The sequence below is a fragment of the Lentzea kentuckyensis genome, from assembly GCF_002150765.1.
Taxonomy (GTDB): Bacteria; Actinomycetota; Actinomycetes; order Mycobacteriales; family Pseudonocardiaceae; genus Lentzea; species Lentzea kentuckyensis.
On record NZ_MUYM01000067.1, the window covers coordinates 25,595 to 51,454 of the forward strand.

Below are 25,860 nucleotides of genomic sequence, written 5' to 3' on the forward strand. Positions count from 1 at the left end.
ATCCACCCCCAGGGGTCGGCGTCCTCTACTTTTTCAGGCCCGGAACAGGTAGTTCCGCGTCTCGTCGCCGATGTTGCCGGTCGGCACCCACGCGCCCCCGTGCCAGACGCTCATCCGGTACCCCCGCTCCGTGAGGAAGTCCGCGACGTCCTTCGCGTGGTACCCGAACCGTTCGACGTGCCGTTCCTCGATCTCCAGCAGGAACGCCGGCTTGAACCGCTCGATCGTCTCCTTCGCCCCCTCGAGCACCCGCAGCTCGGCCCCCTCGACGTCCGCCTTGACGAAGTCGAGCCGCCCGATCCCGTTCTCCTCGACGAAGTGGTCGAGCGTGTCCGTCTTGACCAGGACGTCCAGGTGCTGGTCGAACTCCTCGTTGGACCCCAGCCCGTTGGCCCCCACCGTCAGGAACGACCGCCCGGTGACCGGACTCCCGTGCCGCACCGGCACGCTCATGACCTCGCGCCCCTGCCGCTGCGCCCCAAGAGCAACCGAGTGCCTCCTGATGTTGCGCCCTTCCCGCGGCCTCAGGACGTACGACAACGCAGGATGCGCGAACACCAACGGCTCCACGCTGTGCACAGTCCCTTGTGGACCAACCAGTCTGGACAACGTGACCGTGTACAACCCCAAAGCCGCCCCGACGTCAACGCAGACGTCCCCAGGCTTGATGATCTTACGGAGCCCAAGAAGCTCCGCCTCGGCATAAGGCGTGAGCCGGGCGAGCGCCCGCAACCCGGCAACCACCGCGGCACTGCGAAGTTCGGTCAACACCCGGACCAGCCTAGACGTGCCCGTTGGTGTGCTGTTCGCCCGCTGGCAACCCGATCTGATCAGCGAACTCAGCGGCAACCCGTGACCCGCCATAAACGCTCAACGCCTTGGCCAGGTGCTGTCTGAGGTCCTTCCGATGCCGATCCTCCAGCTCAGGCAACGCCCGTTCAACACTGCTGACCAGCGACTCGGCCCAATGCGTGGTCGGCTCGAGCTGCGCGATCTTCACCAGCTCAGCGAGGTGCCCGGACAACTTGACGGCCTCCTCAACCCGGTACCCGTTGCGCTGCAACCACCAAATCGTGGCCGTGCCAACGTCCGTCAACACCTCGTCCCGCAGATACCGAATCTCCGCGCGCTCCACATCCCGCTCAGCCAACTTGAACGTGGAGTTCCGGAGCAGCTCGATGTGCTTGCGAGCCATCTCAAGATCGTCCTCGTTCGTACTGATCTTCACCTGCTCCGCCCGAGCCCACACATGCGTCCCAGGCACCTGCCGCTCAGTGGCGAGCTCATCCCCCAACTGCACCTGCAAGGCCGCGTGATGCACCAACATCGCCTTGCCACTGATCTCCTTGGCCCGCTGCAACACGTGATGGATGGCAGCGTTCTTCGGCGAGTTGTGCCGCAGTCCGGTAGCAAGATCGAGCCGCCAGACGACCGTGAGCCTGATCTGAAAGTCCAGCCCGTACACGGCGCTGGGCAACGGCGTCTCGAACTCGTGCTGATGACTGCTCACCGGCGGCACGAACGTGAAGTCCTCAGCGCGCTTGGGCACCCGCCGGCGCCACCAAGCCTTGAGGGCGCCAAGGGGTCCAGGACGGAAGTCAGGCCAAGGTCTGCTCACACGCCTTGCGTACCTGACGTTTCTACCCAACAGAAGGTGGCCTGCCTCACTTCCCTCCAACGGCCGCACACGTCCTGCCCGATCCCTCACCGAGCGTGAGCGAGCGCTGTGTCCCGTTTGCCGGGGGCGCTGGTCAACTCGGTGGCGGCACCCCGGTAGACTGCTGTCGCCAGCCCTAGTAGCTCAGGGGATAGAGCATCGGTTTCCTAAACCGTGTGTCGCAGGTTCGAATCCTGCCTGGGGCACCACCTTTCGCCGGGTGAAATCAAGCTCTGACCAGCGGCAACGCGGTCAGAGCTTGATCTTTTGGGTCACGCCCCCGACCGCACGAAGTCGATGTACGGCTTGTACGCGGACAGGTCGTGGTGCGGCTCGTAGGTGCTCAGGTAGTAGTAGTCGGCCACGATGTTGGCCTGTTGCTCGGTGTTGAAGTCGGCGAACGTCTTCCCGCGCAACCCCTCGGCGCCGCCGTAGTCGTAGAGACCCTTCGCGAAGAACCCGGCGAGGGCGGTCGGCAGCATGCTGAGGACGCTGCGGCCGTGCTGGTACTGGTAGGCGTGGGTGAGTTCGTGCACCAGCCAGCGTTCGTAGCGCGCTTGGTGTTGCGGCGTGGTGAGGACTCCGCGAGGGAACGTCACCAGGCGCGGCAGGGTGCGGGCCACGCCGAAGCTGCCCAGCAGGCCGCCCTCGGCCAGGTGGAGGGCGCTGATGTCCAGGGCGTCGCCGAAGACCTGGCGGGCTATCGAGGCCTCGCGCGACTCCAGATCGCGGCGGAACACGGGGCGAAACACCACAGCACCTCGCAGGTCGGCGGAGGCACGATGTTAGACAACGAGCGTGGTGATCGCCGGGTTTCGCGGGTGGGGCTCTGAAGGGCGCTATTCCATGCTGAGAGGACCGTTGACATTCTCAGTCTTTCCTGAACCTTGCTCTCAGAATTGCCGCGTATTTCTTTAAGCACATCGTTCATCGGGCGGGAGGCGACGTGGCCGGCAGAGGCGGGCGCAACGAACTGAGCGGCAGGGCTCGGTTCGCCGCTCAGGTGCGCACCGTCCACGGTGGACTGCACATGAGCGGGGCGACGATGACGGGCGTGGCGCTGGTGTTCGCCATTGTCGGTCTGGTGCTGGTCTCGGTGGCCAGGCGGCCTGAGATGGTGACTGTGTCCGGGGTGCCGTTGTCCGGGCCGCGTGGTGATTCGGGTGTCATGAACACCGTCGAGCCCGCGCTGGGAGCTGTGTGGGACGTGATCGAGGTTCCCAAAGGAGACAAGCCTCCCGTCGTGGCGATGGTGGAGGCAGAGGAGTTTCTTCGGCGGGAGTGGCCGGATGACGCTCGGCTGAGGGATGTGCGGTCGTCGCGGATCTCGGGTGGGTTGTGGTTCAGGGCCGATGTAGTTCTGCCTGGCGGGGGTTGCGCCGGCGTGGTCGAGGTGGTGGTGATCGACCTCGGGGAGGTCTACTCGGTACTGGTGATCACGGCTGTGCGGTAGCCGACCAGGACGCAACCGGAGGAGGTCCGCGCGCTCGACGAGGACGGAGTGCTGATCGACTAGATCACCCTGCGACGCGCTTGAGCCGGTAGCGGATCTCCTTCAACTCCGCCCCGCCAATGGTCTCGGTCTTCGCCACACCGTCGGCGCGGAAGCCGAACCGCTCGTAGAAGCGCCGGGCCCGCGGGTTCTCGTCGAACACCCAGACGATCACGTCCTGCTGGCCGGCGAGAGCGGCCTCGGTCAGCTCGTAACCCACCGAAGTGCCCCACGCGGAGGGCAGCACGTAGATCGCGTACAGCTGGAAGTCGGCATCAGGCTCACGCGACGGACCGACGGCGATGAAGCCGACCACCTCGTCGTCGATCAACCCCACCCACACGCCACCGGCCGGGATGCTGCGCTCCCACATCGAGGTGCGCGCTCCCACCGAGAGCGCGTCCAGCTCGGAGTCCGGGACCAGCCCCCGGTACGCGTCCTGCCAGGTGCGCACGTGCACCGACGCGATGGCGGGAGCGTCGGAAACAACGGCGCGACGGACTGTCATGTCATCCCCCAATGGCATCGATGATGCCCTTGCTTTGTACTACCTCCGCGCGCGGCCCGACACCGAAATACTCGACCAGCTCAGGCACGCTGTGACACAACCATGACAAACCGCCGACGGGATCCGGACAAACAGCCGGGACCGTCAGAGGTATGAACGTCCACTTGAAACGATGGCTCGCGGTCTCGGGGGCCGCCGTGGTCATCACGGCGGGCGTCGTGGTCGGGGGCTCCTACTGGCGGCTGGAGAGCAATCTCAGGACCGTCGATCTCGCGAAGGAGATCACCCACCCCAGGCCTCCGGCGACACCCGGCCGCCCGCTCAACATCCTGCTGATCGGCAAGGACGACGGGCGGTCCGACACCACGATGGTCGTGCAGCTCAACGCGAAGGGCGACCAGGCCCGCGTGGTCAGCATCCCGCGCGACACGATGGTGCCGAGGCCGCAGTGCGGGACCAACCCTCCGGCCGCCATCGCGATGTTCAACAGCGCCTTCTCCACGGGTGGGGCGGCGTGCACGGTGGCGACGGTCGAGCAGATGAGCGGAATCCGGATCGACCACTTCGTGCAGATCGACTTCAACGGCTTCCGCGACGTCATCGACCGGCTCGGCGGAATCGACGTCACCATGCCCGAGGCGATCGACGACGAGAAGAGCGGGCTGCACGTGCCTGCCGGGCCGGCGAAACTCGACGGGACGCAGGCGCTCGCATTCGTGCGGACGCGCTACAGCATCGGTGACGGCAGCGACCTGAACCGGATCAGGAACCAGCAGCTGTTCATGCGGGCGTTGAGCGAAAAACTCGCGAACGAGAACTGGCTGGCCAGTCCGCAGAAAACGCTCGAACTCGCCGACATGCTGACGAAGTCGATCGTGACGGACACCGAGATCGGGTCAATCGCGAAATTGGCGGATCTCGCGGGCAAACTCACCGCGTTGAAACCGGAAAGCATCACCTACGTGACGCTGCCGACCGAGTCCTACCTGCCCGACCCGAACCGGGTCCAGCCCAAGCAACCCGAGGCGGACGCGCTCTGGGCCGCCGCCTGAGCTAGCAGGCGGCGCCCTGCCACTCGCTCGGTCCGGGCCACGGCTGAGGAGACCCCCAGCGCTCCTCAGCCGTGGAGGATTTGCCCCAGTTAGCCACTACCACTGCGACGGTCTCCCGGTCTCGTGACGGACGTGGGGTCGAGGTTGTCAGACCACCTCGTTAGGGTGGGCTTCTGACCTCCTGTCCGGTGCGTGCGCCGCAGCTCAGACGGGTGGTCCACGTTTTCCGGTCCGGACGAGGTGGAGGCCACTTGGGACCCCGTGGCGTCTTCGCGGAGCGCTTTGCGCTGCTCTACGCGGAGGCAGGTGACCCACCCCTGAAGCGGGTCACGGAGTCGGTCGCCCGTGCCCGCCGAACGGACGAACAGGGCAGACCGGTTCGCGTACCCGCTCAACGCGTCAGCGACTGGCGGCGCGGGCGCAACGTGCCTGCCAGGTTCAGCGGGCTGAGCGCGGTCCTCGAGGTGCTCGTCGGCGAGGCCCGCAAGCGCAGGCCCCAGCCGGCGATCGACCGCCTGTACGACCTGGACGCGTGGCGCACCCTCTGGGAGGAAGCGCTCGCCAGCCCCGTCACCGACACGGACACACCCCCTCAGGAAGACAGCGCCGTCTGCCCGTACATGGGCCTCAGCGCGTTCGGACCGCAGGACGCGAACTGGTTCTTCGGCCGGGAAAGGGCGACGAACGCTCTTCTCGAGCGGTTGAACGAAAACGGCATCACAATGCTGGTCGGCGCGTCCGGCGCCGGTAAGTCGAGTTTGATGAAAGCGGGCGTGCTGCCCCGCCTCGACAAGGACACCATCATCATCGCTCCTGGCACGGATCCGCTGAAGGAATTGGCGCTCCAGGTGCCGGAGCTGATTCTCACGCTGGAATCAGCGGTCGATTCCGACGTGCTGACCGAGTTCGCGCACGAGGTGCAGATCGCGGTCGGCAGCCGGGTGGTGATCGTCGACCAGTTCGAGGAGGCGTTCACGCTCGGCGGCGACGAGAACCGGCTGCGGATCTTCGTGCAGGCCCTGCACGCGGCGGCGGAGAAGACCTCGGTCGTGCTCGGCGTGCGGGCCGACTTCTACGCGCGCTGTCTCGACTTCCCCGAGCTCGCCGAGGCGTTGCAGAGCAGGCAGATGGTGCTCGGCGCGATGTCGGCGGCCGAGGTGCGCGACGCGGTGACGAACCCGGCCAGGGCGGCGGGCCTGCAGCTCGAACCGGGCCTGGTCGACCTCATGCTGCGTGACCTCGGCGCGCACAACCGCCGCGGCAAGGACGTCTACGACGCGGGCGCGCTTCCGCTGCTCAGCCACGCGTTGCTGGTCACCTGGCAACGCCGGCAGGCCGGCCGGCTCACGATCGCGGGCTACCGGGCGGCCGGCGGCATCCAGGGCGCGGTCGCCACCACCGCCGAACGCGCCTGGTCCGACCTCGACGAACCCGGCCAGGCCGCCGCCAGGCAGTTGCTGCTCCGGCTCGTCCGGGTCGGCGACGACACGCAGGACACCCGCCGCCGTTCCAGCCGGCACAACCTCCTCGAAGCGGCCACGAACCTCACCGCCACGGAACGCGCGCTCGAGGTCCTCACCCGCGCCCGCCTGATCACGGTCGACGCCGGCAGCGTGGAGATCACGCACGAGGCGTTGCTGCACGCCTGGCCGCGGCTGCGCAGCTGGATCGACGAGGACCGCGCCGGCAACCTCAGCCGGCAGCGCCTGGAGGAGGACGCGGCGGCGTGGGCCTCAAGTGACCGCGACTCGTCGTTGCTCTATCGCGGCGCACGACTGGAAGGCGCGCGGCAGCAGCAGGTCACCACGCTCGCGAAGGAGTTCGTGCGGGCCTCCGAACGCCAGCACCGCAAGAGCGTCTGGCTGCGCCGCAGCGCGGTGTCCCTCGTGGTGGTGTTCGCGCTGATCGCGGCCAGCGCCGCGGTGATCGCCGTGCGGCAGCGCAACGACGCGGTGTTCCGCCAGGTCGTGGCCGAGGCGGACCGGATCGCCGACACCGACCCGTCGCTGGCCGCCCAGATGCTGCTCGCCGCGCACCGGATGCGGCCGGGCGACCTGGACGTGGCGTCCAAACTGGTCGCGGACCAGCAGACGCCGCTGGGCGTACCGCTGAAGGGGCACACCGGCGCGGTGTACCTGACGTCGTTCACCAAGGACGGCACGGTCCTCGCGACCGCGAGCTACGACCGCACCGCACGCCTGTGGGACGTGCGCGACCGCTCGAACCCCAAGCCGCTCGCGGTGATCACCGGCCACAAGGACTGGCTCACCTCCGCGGTCTTCTCCCCCGACGACAAGGTGCTGGCCACCACCGGCAACGACAAGACGATCAAGCTCTGGGACATCGCCGACAGAACGAATCCCAAGCTCCTGCACACCATCGAGACCGGCAACGGCACCAGCTACCTGCTGGAGTTCAGTCCCGACGGCAAGGCCCTGGCCGCGGCGAACGAGGACAAGACCGCGCGGCTGTGGAACGTCAGCGACCCCGCGAACCCCACGCCGCTCGGCGAACCGCTGCGCGGCGCCACCGCGGCGGTCCGGACGCTCGCCTTCAGTCCGGACGGCCACACGCTCGCCACGTCCGGCGACGACCAGAACATCCGCCTCTGGGACGTCGCGACCAGGACCATGATCGGCAAGCCGATGACCGGCCACACCAACGGCGTGCACTCGGTGACGTTCAGCCCCGACGGCAAACTCCTCGCGTCCGGCAGCGACGACAACACGGTGCGGCTGTGGGACCCGGTGGCCCAGGCGCCGATCGGCGACGCGCTCGTGGGCCACACCGCCGGCGTGTGGTCGGTGAAGTTCAGCCCCGACGGACACCTCCTGGCGAGCGGCGCGTCGGACGCCACCGCCCGGTTGTGGAACGTCACCGACCCGGCCAACGTGAACCAGTTCGGCAAACCGCTCGCGGCGCCCAGCGGCGGCGTGTTCGCGGTCGGCTTCACCCCGGACGGCCGCACCCTCGCGACCGGGGCGGGCGAGAACTCCGTGCGCCTGTGGTCGTTGCCGCAGAACCAGGTGCCGATCGCCGGCACGAACGTGGGACCTCCCGCGTTCAGCTCGGACGGCAAGCTGCTCGTGAGCGGCAACGGCGGCAAGATGCTGCAGCTGTGGGACAACACGGACCCGTTCACGCTCAAGCCCGTCGGAGCGCCACAGGCCGTCCCGGACAAGTCGGGCCTCAGGGTGAAACTCTCGCAGGGCGACAAGGTGCTCGGCACCGCCTCCGGAGAGGGGATGGTGCGGCTGTGGAACGCGACAGATCCCGCGCACGTCGTCCCGTTCGGACCACCGATCGCGCTCAACACCCGGTTCACGAACCCGCTCGCGTTCTCGCCCGACGGCAGGACCATGGTGACGGGCGACGACGACAAGTCGGTGCGGGTGTGGAACGTCAGCGATCCCGCGCACCCGGTCCAGCTGGGCGGTCCACTGACCGGGCACGACGGGTACGTCAACGACGTGACGTTCAGCCCGGATGGCAAGACCATGGTGACCGCGAGCAGTGACCGCACGTTCCGGCTGTGGGACATGACGGACCTCGCGAAACCGCGGCTGCTGGGCAAGCCGGTGGACGACCACCACGATCCCGTGCAGCGCGCCGTCTTCACCCCGGACGGTCGCACGTTGATCACCGGCGGAACCGACAAGGCGATCCGGCTCTTCGACGTGCGCGACCGGGAGAAGCCGGTGGCGCTCAGCGTGCTCACCGGGGGTACTCAGCAGGTCAGCTCGCTCACGGTGACCCCGGACGGGAAGACGCTCGCGAGTGGCAGCTCGGACAAGACGTTCCGGTTGTGGGACATCAGCAATCCCGCCGAGGTGGTCGCGCTGGGCCAGCCGATGGCGCTGGCCTCGGGGGCCGAGCCGTTCGTCCACTTCAGACCGGACAGCCGGGTCCTGATGATCACTTCGGGCGACGGCGTGCTGCGCCTGTGGGACATCGACGTCGCGCACGAGGCCGAACGCATCTGCACGGCCAGCCGTGGAGCGCTCACCAAGGAACTGTGGGAGGCGAGGCTGCCGCAGGTGACGTTCCAGAACCCGTGCTGACCCTGCCCAGCCGGTGGGAGTCCGCGCAACTGCCTCACCGGCCGCACCGCATCGATTACTGTCCGCTCCATGCGTCTTCTTGCTCGGGTCGGCAGCTTGCGCGCGGTCGTCGCGGTGACCGTCGGGTTCATCGCTCTCAACATGCTTCTCGTGGTGTTCGGCAACGTCACGGACTACGGCACGAACGAAGCGTTCGTGAAGCACGTCCTCGCCATGGACACCACGTTCGGACAGGGACTGAAGTGGCGTGCCATCACCAGTCCGGCGATCGTCACGATCGTCTACGTCCTGATCATCCTGTGGGAGGCGATCTCCGCGGTCCTGCTGACCGCCGGCACCGTCGCCTACCTGCGCGACCGGGAGGACAGCGCGCGCAAGTTCGCGTCCGCCGGGCTGCTGATGATCGTGGCGCTGTTCCTCGGCGGGTTCATGACGATCGGTGGTGAGTGGTTCGCCATGTGGCAGTCGAAGGACTGGAACGGCATCCCCGCGGCCCTGCGCATCGTGACCATCGCGGGCTTCGCGCTGATCCTCGTGCACCTCAGTCCGCGGCGGGCCACTCAGTAGTCGGCTCCACGCAGAACACCGGCCCGACCCCCGCGTCGGCGCCCAACTCCCTCCACCAGTCGCACTGCTCAGCGTCCTCGATCGCGTCGATCACCACGAGCCCACCGGCCTCGTGCACGAACCCGACGAGGTCGCTGAGCACGTGCGACACCAGGTCGTCCGGCTTCTGCGCCCGTCCCTTCACCCGCACGGCCCTCACGCCGAGCGCACGAACCAGTTCGATCTCCGCCGTGGAACCCTTGAAGTCGCGGGCCCCGATGTGGATGCCCATGTCGGAGAGCAGGTCCAGGTTGTCGGCGGCCTCGCTGTCCTCGGACGCGAGCACGTGCACCGGAAAGCCGAGCAACAACCTGCCCGCCTGCAACCCGGTGTCCGCCAGCACCCGCCGCACGTCCCGAACCAGGTCCGGGCTGTTGGCCATGCTCTCGGTCAGGCACACGGCGAGGATCTCGTCGTGCCCGCGCGCCGTCTCCGCGGCCGTGCGCAACATCCACTCGCCCAGCGGCAACATCAGCCCGGTGTGCTCGGCCATCGACACGCACTTCTCGTGCGTGATCAGCCCGGCATCCCGATGCCGCCAGTTCAGCTCGGCCTCGACACACACCCGCGCCGCCCCGTCGAGCCTCATGACGGGGTTGAACACGACCTCGATGTCGCCGCTCTCCCAGGCCCCCGGCATCACGGCGGCGAGCGCGAACTCCTCCTGCTCCCGCTTGTCGAGCGTGGCGTCGTGCAACCCCCACTGCCGACGCCCACTGCGCTTGGCCCGCCGCAACGTCATGTCCGACGCCCGTAAAACCTCCGCCGGATTCCCGCCGGACTGCAACCGCGGCAACACCCCGATCGACGCGGACACCGCAACCCCGTGCCCCTCGAAGTAGACCGGCTCGGCCAGTTCGTGCTCGATCGTCCGAATCGTCGTGTCCACGTCCGGCGTGTCCGGCCCGTTCTCGACCAACACGGCGAACTCGTCACCCTCTAGCCGAGCGACCATGGCCTTCTCGCTCGCGAACACGGCACTCAACCGCTCGGCCACAAGCTTCAACACCCGGTCGCCGATCTCACGCCCCAGCCCGTCCGTGATCACCGCGAAGGCATCCAGATCAAGGTGGTACAGCGTCACCCCGTGCTCAACATCGCTGTGCAGCAACGACTCCAGCCGAGTCGTGAGGTACTGCCGGTTCGGCAACCCGGTCAACGCGTCGTGCAACGACTGGTACTGCAACCGCCCACCCAGCAACGTGAGCTGGCTGTCGTCGTCGATCATCACGACGAAGTGCTTCGGGTTGTCCTCGGCGTCCCTCTGCACAGTCGCCGCGAGCAACACCCGAAAATGCTCGCCGTCCCGGTCGATCAACCGGGGCCGCTCCTCGATCCGCCGCATCCGCCCGAACTTCAAGCTGGCCAACGCATCGTTGATCAACGGCAGATCCACCGGCGCGACAAGATCGGTCAACGTCATCCCGGCAACGTCCTCGCGCCGAAGAATGGTGCACAACGCCTGGTTCGCCCGTTCCAACTCCCCGGACAAACTCACCATCGCGATACCAGTCGACGAGTGCGCGAAAATGTCCTCGAACCGCTCCTCGCTGGCCTGCAAGTCCAACTGCACGGCCCGGTTCGCCCGCAACAACGCCTGACTGACACTCTCCTGCTGCTCAAGCACAAACGCCTGAATCGCCCCGGTGTACGCCGCCGACAAGGCCCCGATGACAAGCGCGGCCCGCTCAGCGTCCGCACCCTCCTGCACGACGAACCGCACAAGCACCTCGACCGACTTCCGCAAGCTCTCCGCACCAACACAGTGGAGCTCGACCAGGCGAGTACCAACCTGGGAGGCAAGAGCGGGATCCTGAGCAACGGCCTCAGCGACCACGTTGAGCAACTCGTGCAGTTCCTCAGTCAGCTTCGCGGCCGACAACGGTATGTAAGCAGTCCGGCTGACCTTGATGGCCCAGTCGCGCGCCAGCTCGTCACGTCCCGTCGGGCGCGACGATCTGGCGTCGTCCTGGCTCGGCAAATCATCCACCTGACCTGCTCGGCAGCAACGGTGCGGAAGCCTACCGCCAGCAAACCACACCGCTCCATTGCGCGGGGACGTTCGCCCCAACGGGCGTACAGCGATCTCGCAGCGTTACAACCTTTACTCGCTCAATCGGAGCAATTTTGTCACGGCAAGGCCCAACCCAGAGCCCCTCGTTCGGGCCACACGCGCCCACCGGCAGACCCCCTGCGCCAAGTGGCGCCCATCACACCGAAGGCGGAGCCGAGCTGCCCTTGGCGACGCCGGAGCGAGCTGCTCTTCGCATGCGCTCCCCGACAAGATCAGGACCCAACGATGTGCCGCAGCTGAGCCAACAGATCAGACCGAGAAGTAGACCCCAACCGCTGCCGCATCCGAGCCATGTGGTGCTCAACAGTCTTGGCAGAGATGAACAACCGATCCCCAACCTGCTTGTAAGTCATCCCCTCCAAAACCAACTGAGCCACCTCCCTTTCCCGATCACTCAACTTCCCAGCGTCCTCAACCACCACCACGGCGTCCCCGTCCGGCACCCCAGCCCGCCGAGCCGAAACCGGCCGCCCCTGCAACAACCGGGCACAGTCCAGCAACCGAACCATCGCCTGCCGGTCAGAAGTACGAATAGCCGCCTGCCCGGCCAACCGAGACGCGTCCCACCAAAGCCCCACGGCATGCAGACTCCGCGCAGCCTCCTCGACCCGGTCCGCATCCACCTTGCCGGCCACCACATCCAGCCAGCACTCTGCGGCAGAAGACAAGATCGCGCAGTACCGGGACCGTTCCCGATTCACCGCCAGCGCAGCCGCGTGCTCCTCAGCCGCAGCGGAATCCTCGTCAATGATCGCCGCGTGCAGCAAACTCCAGTGCAGCTGCGTGGCCCACAACGGCGGATTCCCCAACGACCGCAACAAAGCGGCAGCCTGAGCCAGGTGCGGCGCCAACCGCTCCTGATCCCGCAACCGGGCAGCAGCGGCCGCGAACTCCCCCAACGGCAACAAGCTGAACAGGTCCACCGGGTGCCGCAGCACCGCTTCGCACGCCTGCTCCCAGGTACGTCGCAACGTGGCCAGATCGGAATTGCGCCGAGCAACGCCGACCTCAAGTGCTACCGCGAAGATCCAGTCCCGGGGCTCGAACGCCCCCCGCACCGACATCAACGTCTCGCGCGCCACGGACAGGTTCCCGCGCAACATCTGCAGCCAAGCCTGCAACAACCGGTGCCGCACCGACATCAGCACCCCGCCGGTGCCGGTCTCCACCGCACGATCCAGCACGGACTCGGCCACGTTCGGCTCGCCGCAGTGCACCGCCACCAGCGCGGCCAGCGCGGCCGGGCTGTCCGGCAGCAACACCGCCCCGCCGGCGGGTTCCAGCATCGAGGACGCCCGGACCAAAGTGGACAGTGCGGCGGTCTCCGCGCCGGCGACCGACTGGCGAACTCCCTGCAGCATCAGGGAAGCCGCGCCACCGAGCATGGTCGGTGGCTGCGGAGGCATCTCCTCGAACAGGTGCCCGGTGCCGATCAACCCGATGCCGGCGAACGCGGCCGCATACGGCGTGGCGGCCCATCGGAACAGTTCAGTGCTCCGAGCCAGCTGCCCGCGGTGGGCCAACGCCACCGCGGCGACCTCGGCGGCGGTGCGGCGATGCGGCGTGTCCGAGGCGGAAATCACCTGGTCAGCGAGCCGGAGCGCCGAGTCCAGATCGCCGGCCATGGCCGAGGCCGTGGCCCACTGGGCGGCGGTCTCGGCGGAGGGCGTCCCACCACCGGTCGAGGCCTTGAACAACCGGGCGGCCAAGGCAGGGTCGGCGGAGAGCGCCTCGCGAGCGGCCGCGGCGAACACCGGGCCGCCGATTCCGGTGTCCAGCAACGGACGCACGAGGTCCAGCACGGGTCCACCGCGGTCGAGCTGGAGTTGGGCCAGCTTCTGCCGGACGGCGATCCGGCGCTCGGCACGGGTCAGCGCACCCACCGCGCGAAGTGCGAGCGGGTGCAGGGTGCCGTCCTCGGCCAGCAGACCGGTGGCGCGGGCGGCCTCGATGATGTCGCTGACCTCGTCGAAGTCCTTGTCGAGCAACGTCGAGAGGAGATCCAGCCGCTGAGCCGCACCGGCCTCGGCGGCCAGCAGGAACTTCTGCAGGTCCGGGTCGATCCAGTCGAGATCAGCGCGAAACGCGCTCAGCGCGTCAGCGGAAACCTCGGACACGGCCCCCAGTCGCTCCACCAGCCCAGGCACACCGCCGGTCTGGGAAAAGACGAAGTCCACCACCGGCTTCGGGGCGTGCAGGAACTCACGAACCTGTTCCCGCGAGAACGGCGCCAACGGCACGACCACGGCGCCACGGGTCAGCTCGGCCAGCACCGCACGGCGCGGCCAAGGCCGATAAGCCAGCACCAGCAAGGGCTCGGAACCCAAAGCACGCAACGCAGCGTCGTCCAGCAGGTGCGCGTCGTCGACCACGCGCACCGCGGAATTGGTCACCTCGGAAAGCAGGGCTGATTTGCCGTAACCACCAGGCGCGGCAACGACAACGCGCAGGCGGTCTCCCGGCGTGGCGTCGTTGATCCGGTCGAGGACACCTCGCACGGAGGGGTCCAGCACCAACCTGGCTCGCGTGGTCACGCTCAACGGCCATCCTCATCGTCGAATCGGGAGTCTTTCCGGGAACGGCGTCCGGCCGGCTTCAGCGCGGTCGCCACGCGCTTCACCCGCGTCGGTGGCAGCTCCAGGGGAGACACGTCCACCGGCGGGCGGGGCGGTGGGGCGGTGAACTCCTCGTCGTCGGTGCGGGCGAGCTCGCCGACCGGGAACCGCAACGACGCTTCACGGGTGTGCACCAGGACCGAGGTTTCGAACGGTTCCGGCTCTGCTTCGGGGCCCACCACGACCAGCCGGGCAGCGACCGCCAGGCCTTTCGCGACCGAGTGCTCCGGCGCGACCTCGGCCAGCACGCGGCAGTCGACGGAGGCCGACAGCGCGTCGCCGATCACCGGCATCCGGCAGGCGCCGCCGACGAGCAGCACCGCGTCGGGCTGCGCGGTGCCCACCGCCCGGACGAACGTGCTGACCAGGTGGTCGATCGACGGGCGGATCTCCTCGACGAACTCGTCGCGGCCGATCTCCACCCCGCTGATCACCACGGATGCGCCGAACGCCCGCTTGGCCGCCTCGCACTCGGCGGCGGACACGAGCCCGTCCTTGCCGAGCCGGCCGCGCACCAGGCCCGCCAGCAGGTCGTCGAAGTCGGCACCGGTGTGGTGGTCGATGCCCTCGACGTGGTTCACCAGCTCGAACGTCCGCGACTCCGATCGCCGCACGACCGACGCCGAGAACGCGTGGCTGCCCAGCGAGAACACCGCCAGCGACGCGTCAGGCACCACACGGGAGCGCACGGCGTGGTTCTCGGCGGCCGCCAACGGCTCCGGCACGAGCGTCACGTCGTGCACCCCGACCGCCCGCAACGCCGCGAAGAGCTGTCCACGGCGATAGGGGCCCCACCCGGCCGGGTGGCTCACCGCCACGTGACGGGGCTGTTCACCCTCTCGGGCGACCACCTCGCCGATGACCCACATGATCAGCAACGCGGTCAGTTCCTCGGCCGGGCACGTCTCCGGGCCCAGCGAAAACGGCACCGCGTCACCGACTCTGCGGGCGAAACCGGTGGCCGACCAGCCGGGCACCCCGAACTCGCCCACCGAGAACGTCCCAGCGTCTGTGAGCTGCAGGAACGACGGAACCACCAGCGCGATTTCCGCGTCCCTGGCACCGTCGAGTCGGCACACCGCAGCAGTCGTGCGGGTGGTCCCGACATCGACTCCCAGTACGTACGCCAAGTCTCTTCCTCACCTGTTCGCAGCAGCGACCAGTACCTACACGGGTGAACAAGACACGCTCAAGCAGCGCCCCTAATCCCCTAGGGGGTCAACGAGCGTCACCCCATTGGGGAACGGGGATTCACTGGGAGTGATCCCCGATGTTCGGGGCGGACCGCTCTCATAGCTTTCTGGCACACACACCCCGTGCCACGTGACTCAACCGCCTCAACAGGAGTTCCTTCTAATGATCCAGCCCAGCACGCTCCACGACTTCGTGCTCAACCTGCTCAGCGACCCGTCCCTCAAGGCCGCGTTCGCCACCGATGCTCAGGGCACCCTGGAGCAGGCTGGGCTGGCCGACATCACTGCCGTTGACGTGCAGGAAGTCATTCCGCTGGTCATCGACCTGCTGCCGGAGACCCCCGCTGGCGTGCCCAGCCTCGAGGGTGTCTACCTGGAAGGTGTCGCGGACGACGTCCTGGCGGAGGGGCCGCTCGGCGCCATCAGCCAGCTGCAGGCCGTCGCGTCTCAGCTGACCTCGTCGGGTCTGTCCCTCGACAACCTCACCACCTCGTCCGCCGGCCTGCTCGCCGTCGACGAGAACTCCCTGACCGTGTGGGCCGGCACGAACACCGCCGACACCTACGGCGCGGGCGCCCTCAAGCTCGACGGTGACTTCTCCGCCGTCAGCGACGTGACCTCGGTGCTCGACCAGACCGCGTCCCCGGTCACCGGCACCGTCCTCGACGTGACCGACACCGCGACCGCGACCGTCGACTCGTCCCTGGGCGGCGTTTCGCACACCGTTCCGGGTCTCGACGGCATCCTCGGCAACCTGGGCGGCGTGACCGGCCTGACCCACGACGCGCTGGGCGTGCTGGGCGGCGGCGACGCGAGCCTCAACGCGCTCCACGTGACCGGCCTGGACAGCATCTCCGACGGCAACATCGGTCTGAAGACCGACGACACCCTCGGCCAGGTCCAGCACACCGCGTCCGGCGTGGTCGACACCGCCACCGGCGTCACCCACTCGGTGACCGGCGTGACCGGCGACGTCGCCGGTGTCGGCAACGTGCTGGGCAACGTCACGCACGTCGCGGACCACGCGCCGGTCGTCGGCGACCTCGACCTGCACGGCCTGCTCGGCTGATCTTTCTGACCGAAATCGGACCGGCCCTGTCCTCAGGACAGGGCCGGTTCGGTGTCTCAGCAGGGAAAACCACTACCCGGTGAGAAACGTCACCGACGCTCCGAACAGCCCGGTCTCGTCCGAACGGAACCGGTCTTGCGTTCGAGGCTTTCACCCAAGGGGGTGAACACGGCACTATGAGTCAGGTGATGGCACCGCCCTGGCTCGACGTCCTCGACGAGACGATCGGGGCCTGCGTCACGCACCGGCGGCCCGATCTGGAGGCCCGGCTGCGGGAAAAGCGGGCTCAGCAACTCGATCCCAAGTTGCGCGTTCTCGTCGTCGGTGAGTCCAAACAAGGCAAGAGTCAGCTCGTCAACGCGTTGCTCAACGCCCCCGTGTGTGCGGTGGGCGACGACATCACGACGACTGTGCCGACTTTCGTCCAGCACGCCGACACGCCGTCGGCCGCGCTGGTCCGCAACGCGTCCGCCCGCGGGTCGATCTTCCACACCCCGACCGAGCGGATCGCGGTCCCGATCGAGCAGGTGACGAAACAGGCCACCGCGCAGCACGTCGTGCGTGCCGAGATCGGCATCCCGCGCGCGCTGCTCGACAGCGGTCTGGTCCTGATCGACACTCCCGGTGTCGGCGACACCAGGTCCGCGCACACCGCGAGCACGTTCGCGACGCTGATGCAGGCCGACGCCGTGCTGCTGGTCTCCGACGCCACCGGCGAGCTGACCTCGGCCGAGATGACGCTGCTCAAGAAGGTCATGGAGGCCTGCCCGAACGTCACCGTGGTCGTGACGAAGATCGACCTGGTGCCGGCCTGGCGCACCGTCGTGGAGCGCAACCGGGCCCTGCTCGCCCGCGCCGGCGTCCGGGCCAAGCTCATCCCCGTTTCGTCAGCGCTGAGGCTGCGCGCCGCGAAGACCGGCGACCAGCGACTCAACACCGAGTCCGGCTTCCCCGAACTCGTGGCGTGCGTGCAACGCGACATCGTGGCGAGTGCCGATCTGCTGGCCCGCCGCGCCGTCGCCGTCGTCGCTTCGTCCGCCCTGACCCAGCTCGTCACGCCGTTGCGCGAAGAGCTGACGGCGCACGACTCGTCCCGCACGGTCGCCACGATCTCGACGCTGCAGGAAGCCCAACGGCGCGTCGACGAACTGCGGCGCCGGTCCGCGCGCTGGCAGAACGTGCTCAACGACGAGATGGCCGACCTGATCTCCGACGTCGAGTACGACCTGCGTGATCGCACACGCAAGATCCTGCGCGAGGTCGACAAGACCTATGACGAGGCCGATCCCGCGATCGGCTGGGACAAGTTCGAGCAGTGGCTGGAGGACAACCTCAACGAGGCCGCCACCACGAACTTCGCCTGGCTGATGGAACGCGCGGAGTGGGTCGCCGCGAAGGTCGCCAAGAACTTCCCCGTGTACCGGGAAGATCTCATCCCGGGCTCGGTGCTGCCGGACGACCTGCTGGAGCCGGCGAGCAGGCTGGAGAAGCCGAAGATCGAGCCGTTCTCGGTCCCGCAGAAGCTCTTCACCGGTCTGCGCGGCTCCTACGGCGGCGTGCTGATGTTCGGCCTGGTCACCTCGCTGGCCGGCATGCCGCTGATCAACGTGATCTCGCTCGGCGCCGGTGCGTTGTTCGGCGGCAAGTCGATCCTGGACGAGAGCGACCAACGGCTGAAGCGCCGTCAGGCCGCCGCGAAGGCCGCCGCACAACGACACGTGGACGACTTCTTCATGAAGTTCTCCAAGGACGTCCGTGACTCCGGCCGCCACATCCAACGCTCGCTGCGCAACCACTTCAGCACGCTCGCAGAGGAGCTGCAGGAGACGTTGCTGGAGTCGGCCCGCAGCGCCAAGCGCGCGGTGCAGGACGACCAGACCGAGCGCGAGCGCCGCATGCGTGAGGGCCGCAAGGAGCTGGACAAACTCGTCACGCTCTACAAGCGGGTGCAGGCACTCGGAGGCCCCACGATGGAGCTCACCGCGTGACCTTGGACCGCGTCGTCTGGTCGATGCTGCAGGAAGCCCTGGCCGTCTACCGCGACAGCCCGCGCGCCACGGCGTGGCTGCGCTCCCACGTCGAGCGCTACACCGAACCCGTGCGGATCGCGGTGGCCGGCCGGTCCCACATCGGCAAGTCCACCCTGGTCAGTGCCCTGATCGGGGACGAGTTCGCGCCGCTGAGCTCGTTCGTCTGGTACCGCGGCGGCACCGAGTCGCGAGCGCACGTCTTCTCCGGTCCCGGCCGTCCGCACGAGGTCACCATCGGCAGGCGGGGCAGCAGGAACCACGTGGAGATCGGCCAGTTCGACCGCGCCGACCGGGTCGTCGTCGAGTGGCCCGCACGGACGTTGCGGGACGTCGTGCTGATCGACACGCCGTCTGAGGCCACACCGGAACAGGTGCTCGGTGACGCGGACGCGTTGCTCTACCTGATGCGGCACGTGCAGGACGACGATCTGAAGTTCCTGCAGTCCGCCAACGACCACCCGATCGCCCGGACCGCCGCGGTGCACACCGTCGCGGTGCTCGCGCGTGCCGACGAGATCGGGGCCGGCCGGATCGACGCGTTGTCGTCCGCCAAGCAGATCGCCCGCCGCTACCGCCGTGACGTGGCCGTGCAACCGTTGTGCCAGAACGTGGTCTCGGTCGCCGGACTGCTGGCCGTGGCGGCGAAGACGTTGCGCGAGGACGAGTTCGCGGCGTTGCGGGTGCTGGCGTCGCTCGGCCGCGAGGAGCTCGAGGACCACCTGCTGTCGGCGGACCGGTTCGTCGGCGAGCAGTTCCCCGTGGCGATGGAACCGGCTGTGCGGCAGGCGTTGCTGGAACGGTTCGGGATCTTCGGCGTCCGGCTGATCACCGCGTTGATCCGGCAGGGCTTCGACTCCCAGGTGAAGCTGACCGGCCAGCTCGTGCAGCGCAGCGGGCTCGGCGAACTGCGCGACTCGATCGCGGTCCACTTCGTCGAGCGCCGCGAGATCCTCAAGGCGCGGTCGGCGTTGCTGGCGATGGACGTGCTGTTCCGGATGGAACCGCGGCAGAACGCCCGCAAGCTGATGACCGATCTCGAACGCGTCGTCGCCTCCGCGCACGACTTCCGCGAACTCCGGCTCGTGGCCGCGCTGCAGTCCGGACGCACGAAGCTGCCGGCGGAGCTGCAGACCGAGGCGTTGCGGCTGATCGGCGCCGAGGGCACAGCTCCGTTGGCGCGCTTGGGTTTCGAGTACGAGGCCGACGCCCGCGAACAGCGCGAGGCGTTGCTCGACGCGCTGGTGCGGTGGCAGGCGCAGGCCGCTGACGTGCACGCGTCCCACGACCACCGCAAGGCGGCCCAGGTCGTCGTCCGCAGTTGCGAAGGGCTCCTCCCCCAGTTCCGCTGAGGCACGATGGTGCTCATGGAACTCGTGCGCTGGGGAGACGAGCACTTCGAGCACATGCTGCGCTGGGCGACCGACCCGCGGATGACCGTGTACATCGCGGACGGGAATCCCTGGACGCCGGAGTACGTGACCGAGCGCCACGAACAGGCGTTGCGGCACTGGGAAGAGCACGGCTACGGCCTGCACGCCGTCGTGGAGGACGGCGAGGTCGTCGGGATCGGGCAGATGATCGAAGCCGGTCCGGGAGAGATCGAGATCGGCTACTGGGTGGACCCCGGCCACTGGGGGCGCGGGGTCGCCACGAAGATCGCCGTTCAGCTGCGGGACAAGGCGCTCGCTCTCACCGACCGGGTCGTCGCCGGCCACCAGGCGGGGAACACCGCGTCCGGCCGCGTGCTCCAGAAGGCCGGGCTGACGTACTTCGACAGCCTGTACATGGGCGGAAGACTTCACCACTGCTATGCGTTGCAGCGAGGTATGAGCGACACGGGGGTATTGCGCTACAGCGCGTTCACGCAGGATCCGGCGGGCGGCAACCCCGCGGGGGTCGTCCTGGACGCGACCGGTCTGTCCGACGAGGTGATGCTCGCGATCGCCGCGAAGCTCGGCTACTCCGAGACGGCGTTCGTGCTGCCGCGGCCGGGCACGCGCGAGTTCGACGTGCGGTACTTCAGCCCCAAGGCGGAGGTGCCGTTCTGCGGGCACGCCACCATCGCGACGTCGGTGGCGCTGGCCGAACGGATCGGCGACGGGCCACTGACGTTCCACACGCCGGCCGGTGAGATCACCATCGAGACCGGTGCCGGCAGCGCGACGTTGACCAGCGTGCCGACCAGCACGTCCGAGGCGGAGCCCGAGCTGGCGCGGCAGGCGTTGGAAGCGTTGCGGTACAAGGAGATCGGCGATGCGCCGGTGCACGTCGGCTTCGGCGGGGCGCGCCATCTGCTGATCCCGCTGCGCAGCCGGGAACAGTTGGCAGAGCTCGACTACGACTTCGACGCGTTGCGCGACCTGATGCTGGCGCACGATCTCACGACCGTGCACCTGTGGTGGCGTGACGAGGCGGGCGTCGTGCACGCCCGCGACCCGTTCCCGGTCGGTGGCGTGGTGGAGGACGCGGCGACGGGCGCTGCCGCCGCCGCGTTCGGTGGCTACCTGCGCGACCTCGAAGGGCCGCAGCGGTTCGTCATCAGCCAGGGCGAGGACATGGGCAGGCCGTCACGGCTCGAAGTGGACGCCACGCGCGAAGACCGCCGTGTGTCGGTGACGGGCGCGGCGGTCGTCATCCCCTGACCTTCACCGCCATGGGTTCGACGCCATGGGTTCGACGCTGCCGCCGCGGAGCGCAGGGTGCGCGGCAGCAGCGTCGAACCGAGGGGTGCGCACCCTCCCGCGCCGGACCCGTGAGCGCTGCCGCAAGCGCCGGGCCGGAAGATCGATCGATGTCACTATGCCCCGATCGAAGGGTGGCGGCGCATTCAGAACGGGGATAGAAGGTCTTTATGCCCGAGCTGGAGCTCCGCCACCTCCGCGCGGTACGCACGATCGCCGAGGAAGGCAGCGTCACCAGGGCCGCCACGCGGCTCGGACTGACCCAACCCGCCCTGTCCGCCCAGTTGCGCACGGTGGAGAGACTGGTCGGCGGGCAGCTGTTCGACCGGACGCGCAACGGCTGTGTGCCCACTGACCTGGGCCGACGCGTGCTGGGCACGGCCAGACTGGTGCTCGACGAGATGGCCCAGCTGATGAGCACCACCCGCGCGACGGACCGGTGCGGGCCGTTGTTCCTCGGCTGCATCCCGATCCTGTACTTCGCGAAGCTCGTGGAGAGCCTGCGGCAGCTCAACGACGACGTGCGCGCGGAAGTGCGGCCGTCGTCGGCGGAGATCGTGGACATGCTGGAAGCAGGCCAGGTCCACGTGGCGCTGTTCGAGTTCTTCGACGGCATGCACGCCCGTGACCTGGCGGGCATCGAACTGCGCAAGCTCGTGACCGAACCGGCGTTCGTGGCGCTGCCGGAGACCGACCCGCTGGCCTCGCTGGACGAGATCGACCTGGCCGAGCTCGCCGAACGCGACTGGGTGACGCCGCCCAAGCAGCACATCGGCAGCCGCACCCAGATGTTCCAGGCGTGCGCGGACGCGGGGTTCGTGCCGCGGCTGACCCACCACACCGGCGAGGCGAGCATGGCCCGCGGACTGGTGGCGGGCGGGTGCGTGTCGTTCGCGGCGGCGCCGTCCCGGACCGGGGAGGGCATCGTGATCCGGCGGCTGCGCGGGATGCCGTTGATGACGGACATCTTCGTGGCCACGCGGCGGGACTCACCGGTGGCGGGGCGGGCGCACGAGGTGTTCGCGTGCGCCGCCGACGCCTACCGGTCGGTGCTGGACCGGAACCCGGAGTACCGCAGGTGGTGGGACGCGCATCCGGAGGCGCATCCCGAGTTCACCTAGATGGCGATCGGGCGGGTGGGACGGCCGATCAGCTTCTCCAGGTCCGGGCGGACCTCGGCGAGCACGCCCTCGCGGATGGCCACGAAGAAGTCGACGACGAACGGCGGCAGGCCGGCCGCGATCAGGTCCTCGTCGCTCACGTCGCGGAACTTGTCGCCGGCGACCTCGGGGAACGACCAGTTCGTCGAGCCGGTCAGCTCGTAGACGGCGTTCTCGTGGCCATCGGTGGTGAGGACGACGGCGGCGGCCAGCGCGAAGTCGTCGCGCGGGGCGCTCGCGATGCGGCCGTCCTTGGTGGAGGTGGCGACCACGTCCTGGGCCAGCGAGTCCAGGTAGTTCTCGTGGTACATGCCGTTGCGCAGGAAGGTGAAGGTCAGACCGGTCGCGCGGATGGCTTCCTCGGCGGCCTTGTGCACCTCCGCCACGCCCAGCGTGGAGGTGTCCGCGTCGGTCACGCTCGTGTAGAAGACGTGGCCCACGCCGTGTTCCTTCGCCTTGGCGATGGCGTTGGCGTGCTGCTGGATGCGGACCGCCGAGTCGTGCGCGCCCGAGGACACGATCAGCAGCTTGTCCACGCCGCGGAAGTCGAGGCTCTCGGGCTGGTCGAAGTCGCCCTGACGGACTGTCACGCCACGAGCAACCAGTTCAGCGGGGACCTTCTTCGGGTCGCGTACGGACACGATGACCTGCTCGTCCGTGCGGTCGAGGACGTAACGGAGGGCTGCTGCGCCGAACTGGCCGGTGGCACCGGTGATGAGGATCGTCATAGGCACAAAGCTATGGTTAGCGCTAACCTGTGGAAAGTACCCACTTTGGAGTTGGGTACTTACGTGGAGGTGAGCATGCAGGTCACGGTGTGTCCGGAGCGGTCGATCATGGAGCACGTCACAAGCCGGTGGGGAGTACTGCTGCTCCAGGTGCTGTCCAACGGGGAGGCGTGGCGGTTCAGCGACCTGCGGCGCGAGTTGGAGATCGTCAGCGAGAAGATGCTCACCCAGACGTTGCGGACGCTGGAACGCGACGGGTTCGTGCACCGCGAGGTGAAGCCGGTCATCCCGCCGCACGTCGAGTACACGCTGACGCCCCTCGGCAAGGGCGCGGCGAACCACCTCGTGGCACTCGCGCATTGGATCAACGCGAACCACCCGGAGGTCGCCCAGGCGCAGCGGCGCTATGACGCCTCCTGAGTGCGGCCGGAGTGTCGACAGATAGACATCGGGTCAGTCACTCGAATGCGCAGTGAACGTTCTCACTAAACCCCTAGAAACCCAGGTATGACATCGGATGGGTCACGATTAGGGGGCGCGATCTGGCCCCTCTGCCTGGCACAATGGACCAATGGCCCAACCGTTCACCGACGAAAGCCATCCGGCGGAGCCCTATCCGGGCACTCGTCCAGACCACTGTTTCGTCCACGTAGACGAAACGGGCTGGCCAGTGCGACCGGACCTCACGATGGAGTCGGGATGGCGAGTTGAGCCGGAGAACATCGACCTAGACCAATGGCTCGCGAACCACGGTGAGCCGCCGCTAGCAGCCCGAATGCCGGTGCTCGGCTACGGCTCGAACGCCAATCCCAGCAAGGTCACCTGGCTCCGCGAGGAGCTCGGTCTCGAAGGCCCCGCGGTCGTGCTGCGCGCACGGTGCGAGGGCTTTTCTGCTGTCTGGGCGGCGGGCATGCGCGCACGCGACGGCCAGCGTCCCGCCACCCTCGCGGCCGAGCCCGGCCACGTCGAGGAGCACTCCGTCTGGTTCGCCACGCCCGAACAGCTGCGCGTGCTGGACCGCTGTGAGGGCCGCGGACTGCGCTATCGCCTTGTACGCCTGCACACGGGCCGTGTGGTGCTCTACAACGGTGGCGTCATCGACAGCGTGCTGGCCTACACGGCGGGTTCCAAGAAGCGAATGCCCGTGCTCTTCAACGGCCGTATGGTCCGTTGCGAGGACGTCTCGCAACGACGCGCCCTCACGCTCGGCGAGAGGGCAGCCATGACGGACGGACTGGACGTGACCGAGGTGCTCGGCGAGCCGTCCGCCGACGACTGGCCCGAGCTGCTGTTCGTCTACGGCACGCTCCAGCCGGGCGCAAGCGCTTGGCAGCTGATGGAGCCGCACGTCGTGGAGTCCGAGGAGACCCACCTGCCCGGCACGTTGTTCGACACCGGCCAGGGCTACCCCGCCCTGCGTCCCGGCGCCGGCCTGGGCGTGCCCGGATTCGTGCTGCGGCTGAAGTCGCCGGAGCAGGCGCTGCCGCTGCTCGACGAGTACGAGGGCGAGGACTACCGCCGCGTGCGCGTCGTGCTGCCGGACGGCCGGATCGCGTGGACGTACATCTGGACCGCGGCCGTGCAGGGCATGTCCGAGCTGCCCGACGGCTGGGACGTCCACCAAATCCGGTCAACTACTCAGTCCTGAAGGTTGAGTTCGCGTTCCTCGTCCGCCACTGGCTGTGGTGTGCGGGCCGCATCTACCGGCAGCTGTTCAGGCGGCTGCGGGTAAGGGCACGTTGACGAGTACCCACGCGCGCCGTGCCCGGTCACGGATGTTCACAGCGGCGACGATGTCGGCGGGTCCAGCGAGACCGCACCGGCGACAGCAGAACCGGTCCCTGGTGGGACGGTTCGAGCCAGCAGTGTGCTTGCACCTCGGGCACATCTGCGAGGTGTAGTGAGCATCCACCAGCAGCACCGGTACACCCGCTCTGCGGGCCTTGTAGGTGATGTGCCGTTCGAGCTGGTGGAACGGCCATGAGGACTGGGTGGCTCGCTGGTGCCGGTGGAGCCGTACCCGGTCGCGGATGCCCCGGAGTTCTTCCAGGGCGATGCCGCGGCCGGTGCGTTCGGCAACAGCCACGATGTCCTTGGCAATGCGGTGGTTGACGTGCGTGGCGTGACGAGCTTCCCTGCGGGCTCGCTTCTTCAGCCGACGGGTGGCGGACTTGGTGCGCCTGGCCTGCAGTTCGGCGCGTTTGCGGGCGTGCCAGCGGCGATACCGCTGAAGGCGACGGCCTTGAAAGTTGTCCAGGTCCGACGTGGTGGCCAGGTTGGCGATCCCCCGATCGACACCAATCCAGTCGGCGGGTTCGAACTGGGGCTTCTCCGGGATCTCGCAGGTAGCGACCAGGAACCACCTGCCGTCCCGGAACATCAGGTCCGATTCGCCCTGACGATGCTCACGCAAGGTTTCGAGCTGACTGGACGAGCCCGTGAACGGGATGTGCTTCAGCCGGCCTGCTGTGGTCCAGATGCTGACGGTCCGTGCATCGAGCTGCCACGACAAACACCGATCGTCGAACGGCTGCGCCGCGTGTTCGCCGAACCCAATCGGCTTCGACACCGCTTTGGTCCAGCGCCGGGACTTCTCGCTGCCGAGGTTGCCCGCGCGGATGTTCGCATACAGGGCTGCGTAGGCGTTGACGACTTTCTTCACCACCCGCACCGCGGGCTGCGCCGACAGGCCGAACCGATCCTTGATCTCGCGATAGCACAGCTTCTGCAACTCGTTGCGGGACATCACGTTCCGCTCGAACGCCATCCGCGAGACGAAGCCTGCCGCCTGGTTGCAGGCATACAGGGTGGCAGCCAATGCCAACTCCTGCTGTGGCGTCGGCAGCAGCTTCACCTGCACCACCGTCTTCACACAAAGGACCGTACCGAACAAACGTTCGGTCGCCTCCACGGCATCGGCAACCGCCGCCGCCA

General features: G+C 68.1%; 20 protein-coding genes and 1 tRNA gene. 12 read left to right on the forward strand and 9 right to left on the reverse strand.

The annotated features are described in order from the left end of the window. Nucleotides 1–33 precede the first annotated feature (33 nt). The gene (locus B0F77_RS29425) at nt 34–771 is read right to left on the reverse strand and encodes an FkbM family methyltransferase (protein WP_211294117.1); all 738 of its coding nucleotides are present in this window, start codon (nt 769–771) and stop codon (nt 34–36) included. Between the two features lie 10 nt (nt 772–781). Beyond that, entirely contained in the window at nt 782–1,549 is a 768-nt protein-coding gene (locus B0F77_RS29430) for a hypothetical protein (protein ID WP_245848805.1), read from the reverse strand. 241 nt (nt 1,550–1,790) lie between these two features. On the opposite strand from B0F77_RS29430, the gene B0F77_RS29435 reads away from it, so the two are divergent. Continuing rightward, nucleotides 1,791–1,866 (forward strand) — tRNA-Arg (locus B0F77_RS29435). A gap of 63 nt (nt 1,867–1,929) precedes the next feature. Here the strand turns inward: B0F77_RS29435 and B0F77_RS29440 are convergent. Continuing rightward, nucleotides 1,930–2,409 (reverse strand): hypothetical protein, encoded by a 480-nt coding sequence (locus tag B0F77_RS29440; protein ID WP_143466958.1) that lies wholly within the window; start codon nt 2,407–2,409, stop codon nt 1,930–1,932. A gap of 194 nt (nt 2,410–2,603) precedes the next feature. Between B0F77_RS29440 and B0F77_RS29445 the strand changes: the two genes are divergently transcribed. Further along, nucleotides 2,604–3,110 carry a hypothetical protein gene (locus B0F77_RS29445; RefSeq protein ID WP_143466959.1) on the forward strand — a complete coding sequence of 169 codons (507 nt, stop codon included), beginning with the start codon at nt 2,604–2,606 and terminating at the stop codon, nt 3,108–3,110. A gap of 64 nt (nt 3,111–3,174) precedes the next feature. Here B0F77_RS29445 and B0F77_RS29450 read toward each other — a convergent pair whose 3' ends face one another. Next, entirely contained in the window at nt 3,175–3,657 is a 483-nt protein-coding gene (locus B0F77_RS29450) for a GNAT family N-acetyltransferase (RefSeq protein ID WP_086666252.1), read from the reverse strand. 152 nt (nt 3,658–3,809) lie between these two features. Between B0F77_RS29450 and B0F77_RS29455 the strand changes: the two genes are divergently transcribed. The 3 genes from B0F77_RS29455 (at nt 3,810) to B0F77_RS29465 (ending at nt 9,337) form a co-directional block, all read left to right on the forward strand. Then, entirely contained in the window at nt 3,810–4,709 is a 900-nt protein-coding gene (locus tag B0F77_RS29455; protein WP_086666253.1) for an LCP family protein, read from the forward strand. A gap of 251 nt (nt 4,710–4,960) precedes the next feature. Beyond that, nucleotides 4,961–8,770 (forward strand): nSTAND1 domain-containing NTPase, encoded by a 3,810-nt coding sequence (locus tag B0F77_RS29460; RefSeq protein ID WP_086666254.1) that lies wholly within the window; start codon nt 4,961–4,963, stop codon nt 8,768–8,770. Nucleotides 8,771–8,839: 69 nt separating this feature from the next. Continuing rightward, on the forward strand, nt 8,840–9,337 hold the full coding sequence (locus B0F77_RS29465) for a DUF2165 domain-containing protein (RefSeq protein WP_086666255.1): 498 nt from the start codon (nt 8,840–8,842) through the stop codon (nt 9,335–9,337). Here B0F77_RS29465 and B0F77_RS29470 read toward each other — a convergent pair. The 3 genes from B0F77_RS29470 to B0F77_RS29480 form a co-directional block, all read right to left on the reverse strand. Beyond that, entirely contained in the window at nt 9,312–11,366 is a 2,055-nt protein-coding gene (locus B0F77_RS29470; RefSeq protein WP_143466960.1) for a bifunctional diguanylate cyclase/phosphodiesterase, read from the reverse strand. The two genes, B0F77_RS29465 and B0F77_RS29470, sit on opposite strands and share 26 nt — an antisense overlap. Before the next feature lie 296 nt (nt 11,367–11,662). Beyond that, a complete protein-coding gene (locus tag B0F77_RS29475; protein ID WP_086666257.1) occupies nt 11,663–13,984 on the reverse strand; it encodes a helix-turn-helix transcriptional regulator in 2,322 nt (773 codons plus the stop codon). Between the two features lie 2 nt (nt 13,985–13,986). Continuing rightward, a complete protein-coding gene (locus B0F77_RS29480) occupies nt 13,987–15,195 on the reverse strand; it encodes an Hsp70 family protein (protein ID WP_143466961.1) in 1,209 nt (402 codons plus the stop codon). A 226-nt stretch (nt 15,196–15,421) separates the two neighbouring features. Between B0F77_RS29480 and B0F77_RS29485 the strand changes: the two genes are divergently transcribed. The 5 genes from B0F77_RS29485 (at nt 15,422) to B0F77_RS29505 (ending at nt 22,159) form a co-directional block, all read left to right on the forward strand. Next, on the forward strand, nt 15,422–16,327 hold the full coding sequence (locus B0F77_RS29485; protein WP_086666259.1) for an IniB N-terminal domain-containing protein: 906 nt from the start codon (nt 15,422–15,424) through the stop codon (nt 16,325–16,327). A 176-nt stretch (nt 16,328–16,503) separates the two neighbouring features. Then, entirely contained in the window at nt 16,504–18,315 is a 1,812-nt protein-coding gene (locus B0F77_RS29490; protein WP_245848807.1) for a dynamin family protein, read from the forward strand. Continuing rightward, entirely contained in the window at nt 18,312–19,706 is a 1,395-nt protein-coding gene (locus tag B0F77_RS29495; RefSeq protein ID WP_086666261.1) for a P-loop NTPase family protein, read from the forward strand. The genes B0F77_RS29490 and B0F77_RS29495 overlap by 4 nt, the downstream gene beginning before the upstream one ends. A 15-nt stretch (nt 19,707–19,721) precedes the next feature. Then, nucleotides 19,722–20,999 carry a PhzF family phenazine biosynthesis isomerase gene (locus tag B0F77_RS50735; RefSeq protein ID WP_158102854.1) on the forward strand — a complete coding sequence of 426 codons (1,278 nt, stop codon included), beginning with the start codon at nt 19,722–19,724 and terminating at the stop codon, nt 20,997–20,999. A gap of 209 nt (nt 21,000–21,208) precedes the next feature. Continuing rightward, nucleotides 21,209–22,159, forward strand: coding sequence for a LysR family transcriptional regulator (locus tag B0F77_RS29505; protein ID WP_086666263.1), 951 nt, complete (start codon nt 21,209–21,211; stop codon nt 22,157–22,159). Here the strand turns inward: B0F77_RS29505 and B0F77_RS29510 are convergent. Then, on the reverse strand, nt 22,156–22,926 hold the full coding sequence (locus B0F77_RS29510) for an SDR family oxidoreductase (protein ID WP_086666264.1): 771 nt from the start codon (nt 22,924–22,926) through the stop codon (nt 22,156–22,158). The genes B0F77_RS29505 and B0F77_RS29510 overlap by 4 nt on opposite strands. 75 nt (nt 22,927–23,001) lie before the next feature. On the opposite strand from B0F77_RS29510, the gene B0F77_RS29515 reads away from it, so the two are divergent. Next, nucleotides 23,002–23,346: a winged helix-turn-helix transcriptional regulator gene (locus B0F77_RS29515; RefSeq protein ID WP_211294118.1), complete on the forward strand. Its 345-nt coding sequence runs from the start codon at nt 23,002–23,004 to the stop codon at nt 23,344–23,346. Nucleotides 23,347–23,701: 355 nt separating this feature from the next. Next, nucleotides 23,702–24,574, forward strand: coding sequence for a gamma-glutamylcyclotransferase family protein (locus tag B0F77_RS29520; RefSeq protein ID WP_245848808.1), 873 nt, complete (start codon nt 23,702–23,704; stop codon nt 24,572–24,574). A gap of 66 nt (nt 24,575–24,640) precedes the next feature. Here B0F77_RS29520 and B0F77_RS29525 read toward each other — a convergent pair whose 3' ends face one another. After that, the gene (locus B0F77_RS29525) at nt 24,641–25,798 is read right to left on the reverse strand and encodes an RNA-guided endonuclease InsQ/TnpB family protein (protein WP_211294120.1); all 1,158 of its coding nucleotides are present in this window, start codon (nt 25,796–25,798) and stop codon (nt 24,641–24,643) included. Between the last annotated feature and the right edge of the window lie 62 nt (nt 25,799–25,860).

What these genes read in the sequence shown, in the direction of transcription:
- B0F77_RS29455 (WP_086666253.1), top strand. Translation starts at nt 3,810, where the DNA reads ATGAACGTCCACTTGAAACGATGGCTCGCGGTCTCGGGGGCCGCCGTG.
- B0F77_RS29510 (WP_086666264.1), bottom strand. Translation starts at nt 22,926, where the DNA reads ATGACGATCCTCATCACCGGTGCCACCGGCCAGTTCGGCGCAGCAGCC.
- B0F77_RS50735 (WP_158102854.1), top strand. Translation starts at nt 19,722, where the DNA reads ATGGAACTCGTGCGCTGGGGAGACGAGCACTTCGAGCACATGCTGCGC.
- B0F77_RS29450 (WP_086666252.1), bottom strand. Translation starts at nt 3,657, where the DNA reads ATGACAGTCCGTCGCGCCGTTGTTTCCGACGCTCCCGCCATCGCGTCG.
- B0F77_RS29490 (WP_245848807.1), top strand. Translation starts at nt 16,504, where the DNA reads ATGAGTCAGGTGATGGCACCGCCCTGGCTCGACGTCCTCGACGAGACG.
- B0F77_RS29465 (WP_086666255.1), top strand. Translation starts at nt 8,840, where the DNA reads ATGCGTCTTCTTGCTCGGGTCGGCAGCTTGCGCGCGGTCGTCGCGGTG.
- B0F77_RS29520 (WP_245848808.1), top strand. Translation starts at nt 23,702, where the DNA reads ATGCCGGTGCTCGGCTACGGCTCGAACGCCAATCCCAGCAAGGTCACC.
- B0F77_RS29485 (WP_086666259.1), top strand. Translation starts at nt 15,422, where the DNA reads ATGATCCAGCCCAGCACGCTCCACGACTTCGTGCTCAACCTGCTCAGC.
- B0F77_RS29505 (WP_086666263.1), top strand. Translation starts at nt 21,209, where the DNA reads ATGCCCGAGCTGGAGCTCCGCCACCTCCGCGCGGTACGCACGATCGCC.
- B0F77_RS29515 (WP_211294118.1), top strand. Translation starts at nt 23,002, where the DNA reads ATGCAGGTCACGGTGTGTCCGGAGCGGTCGATCATGGAGCACGTCACA.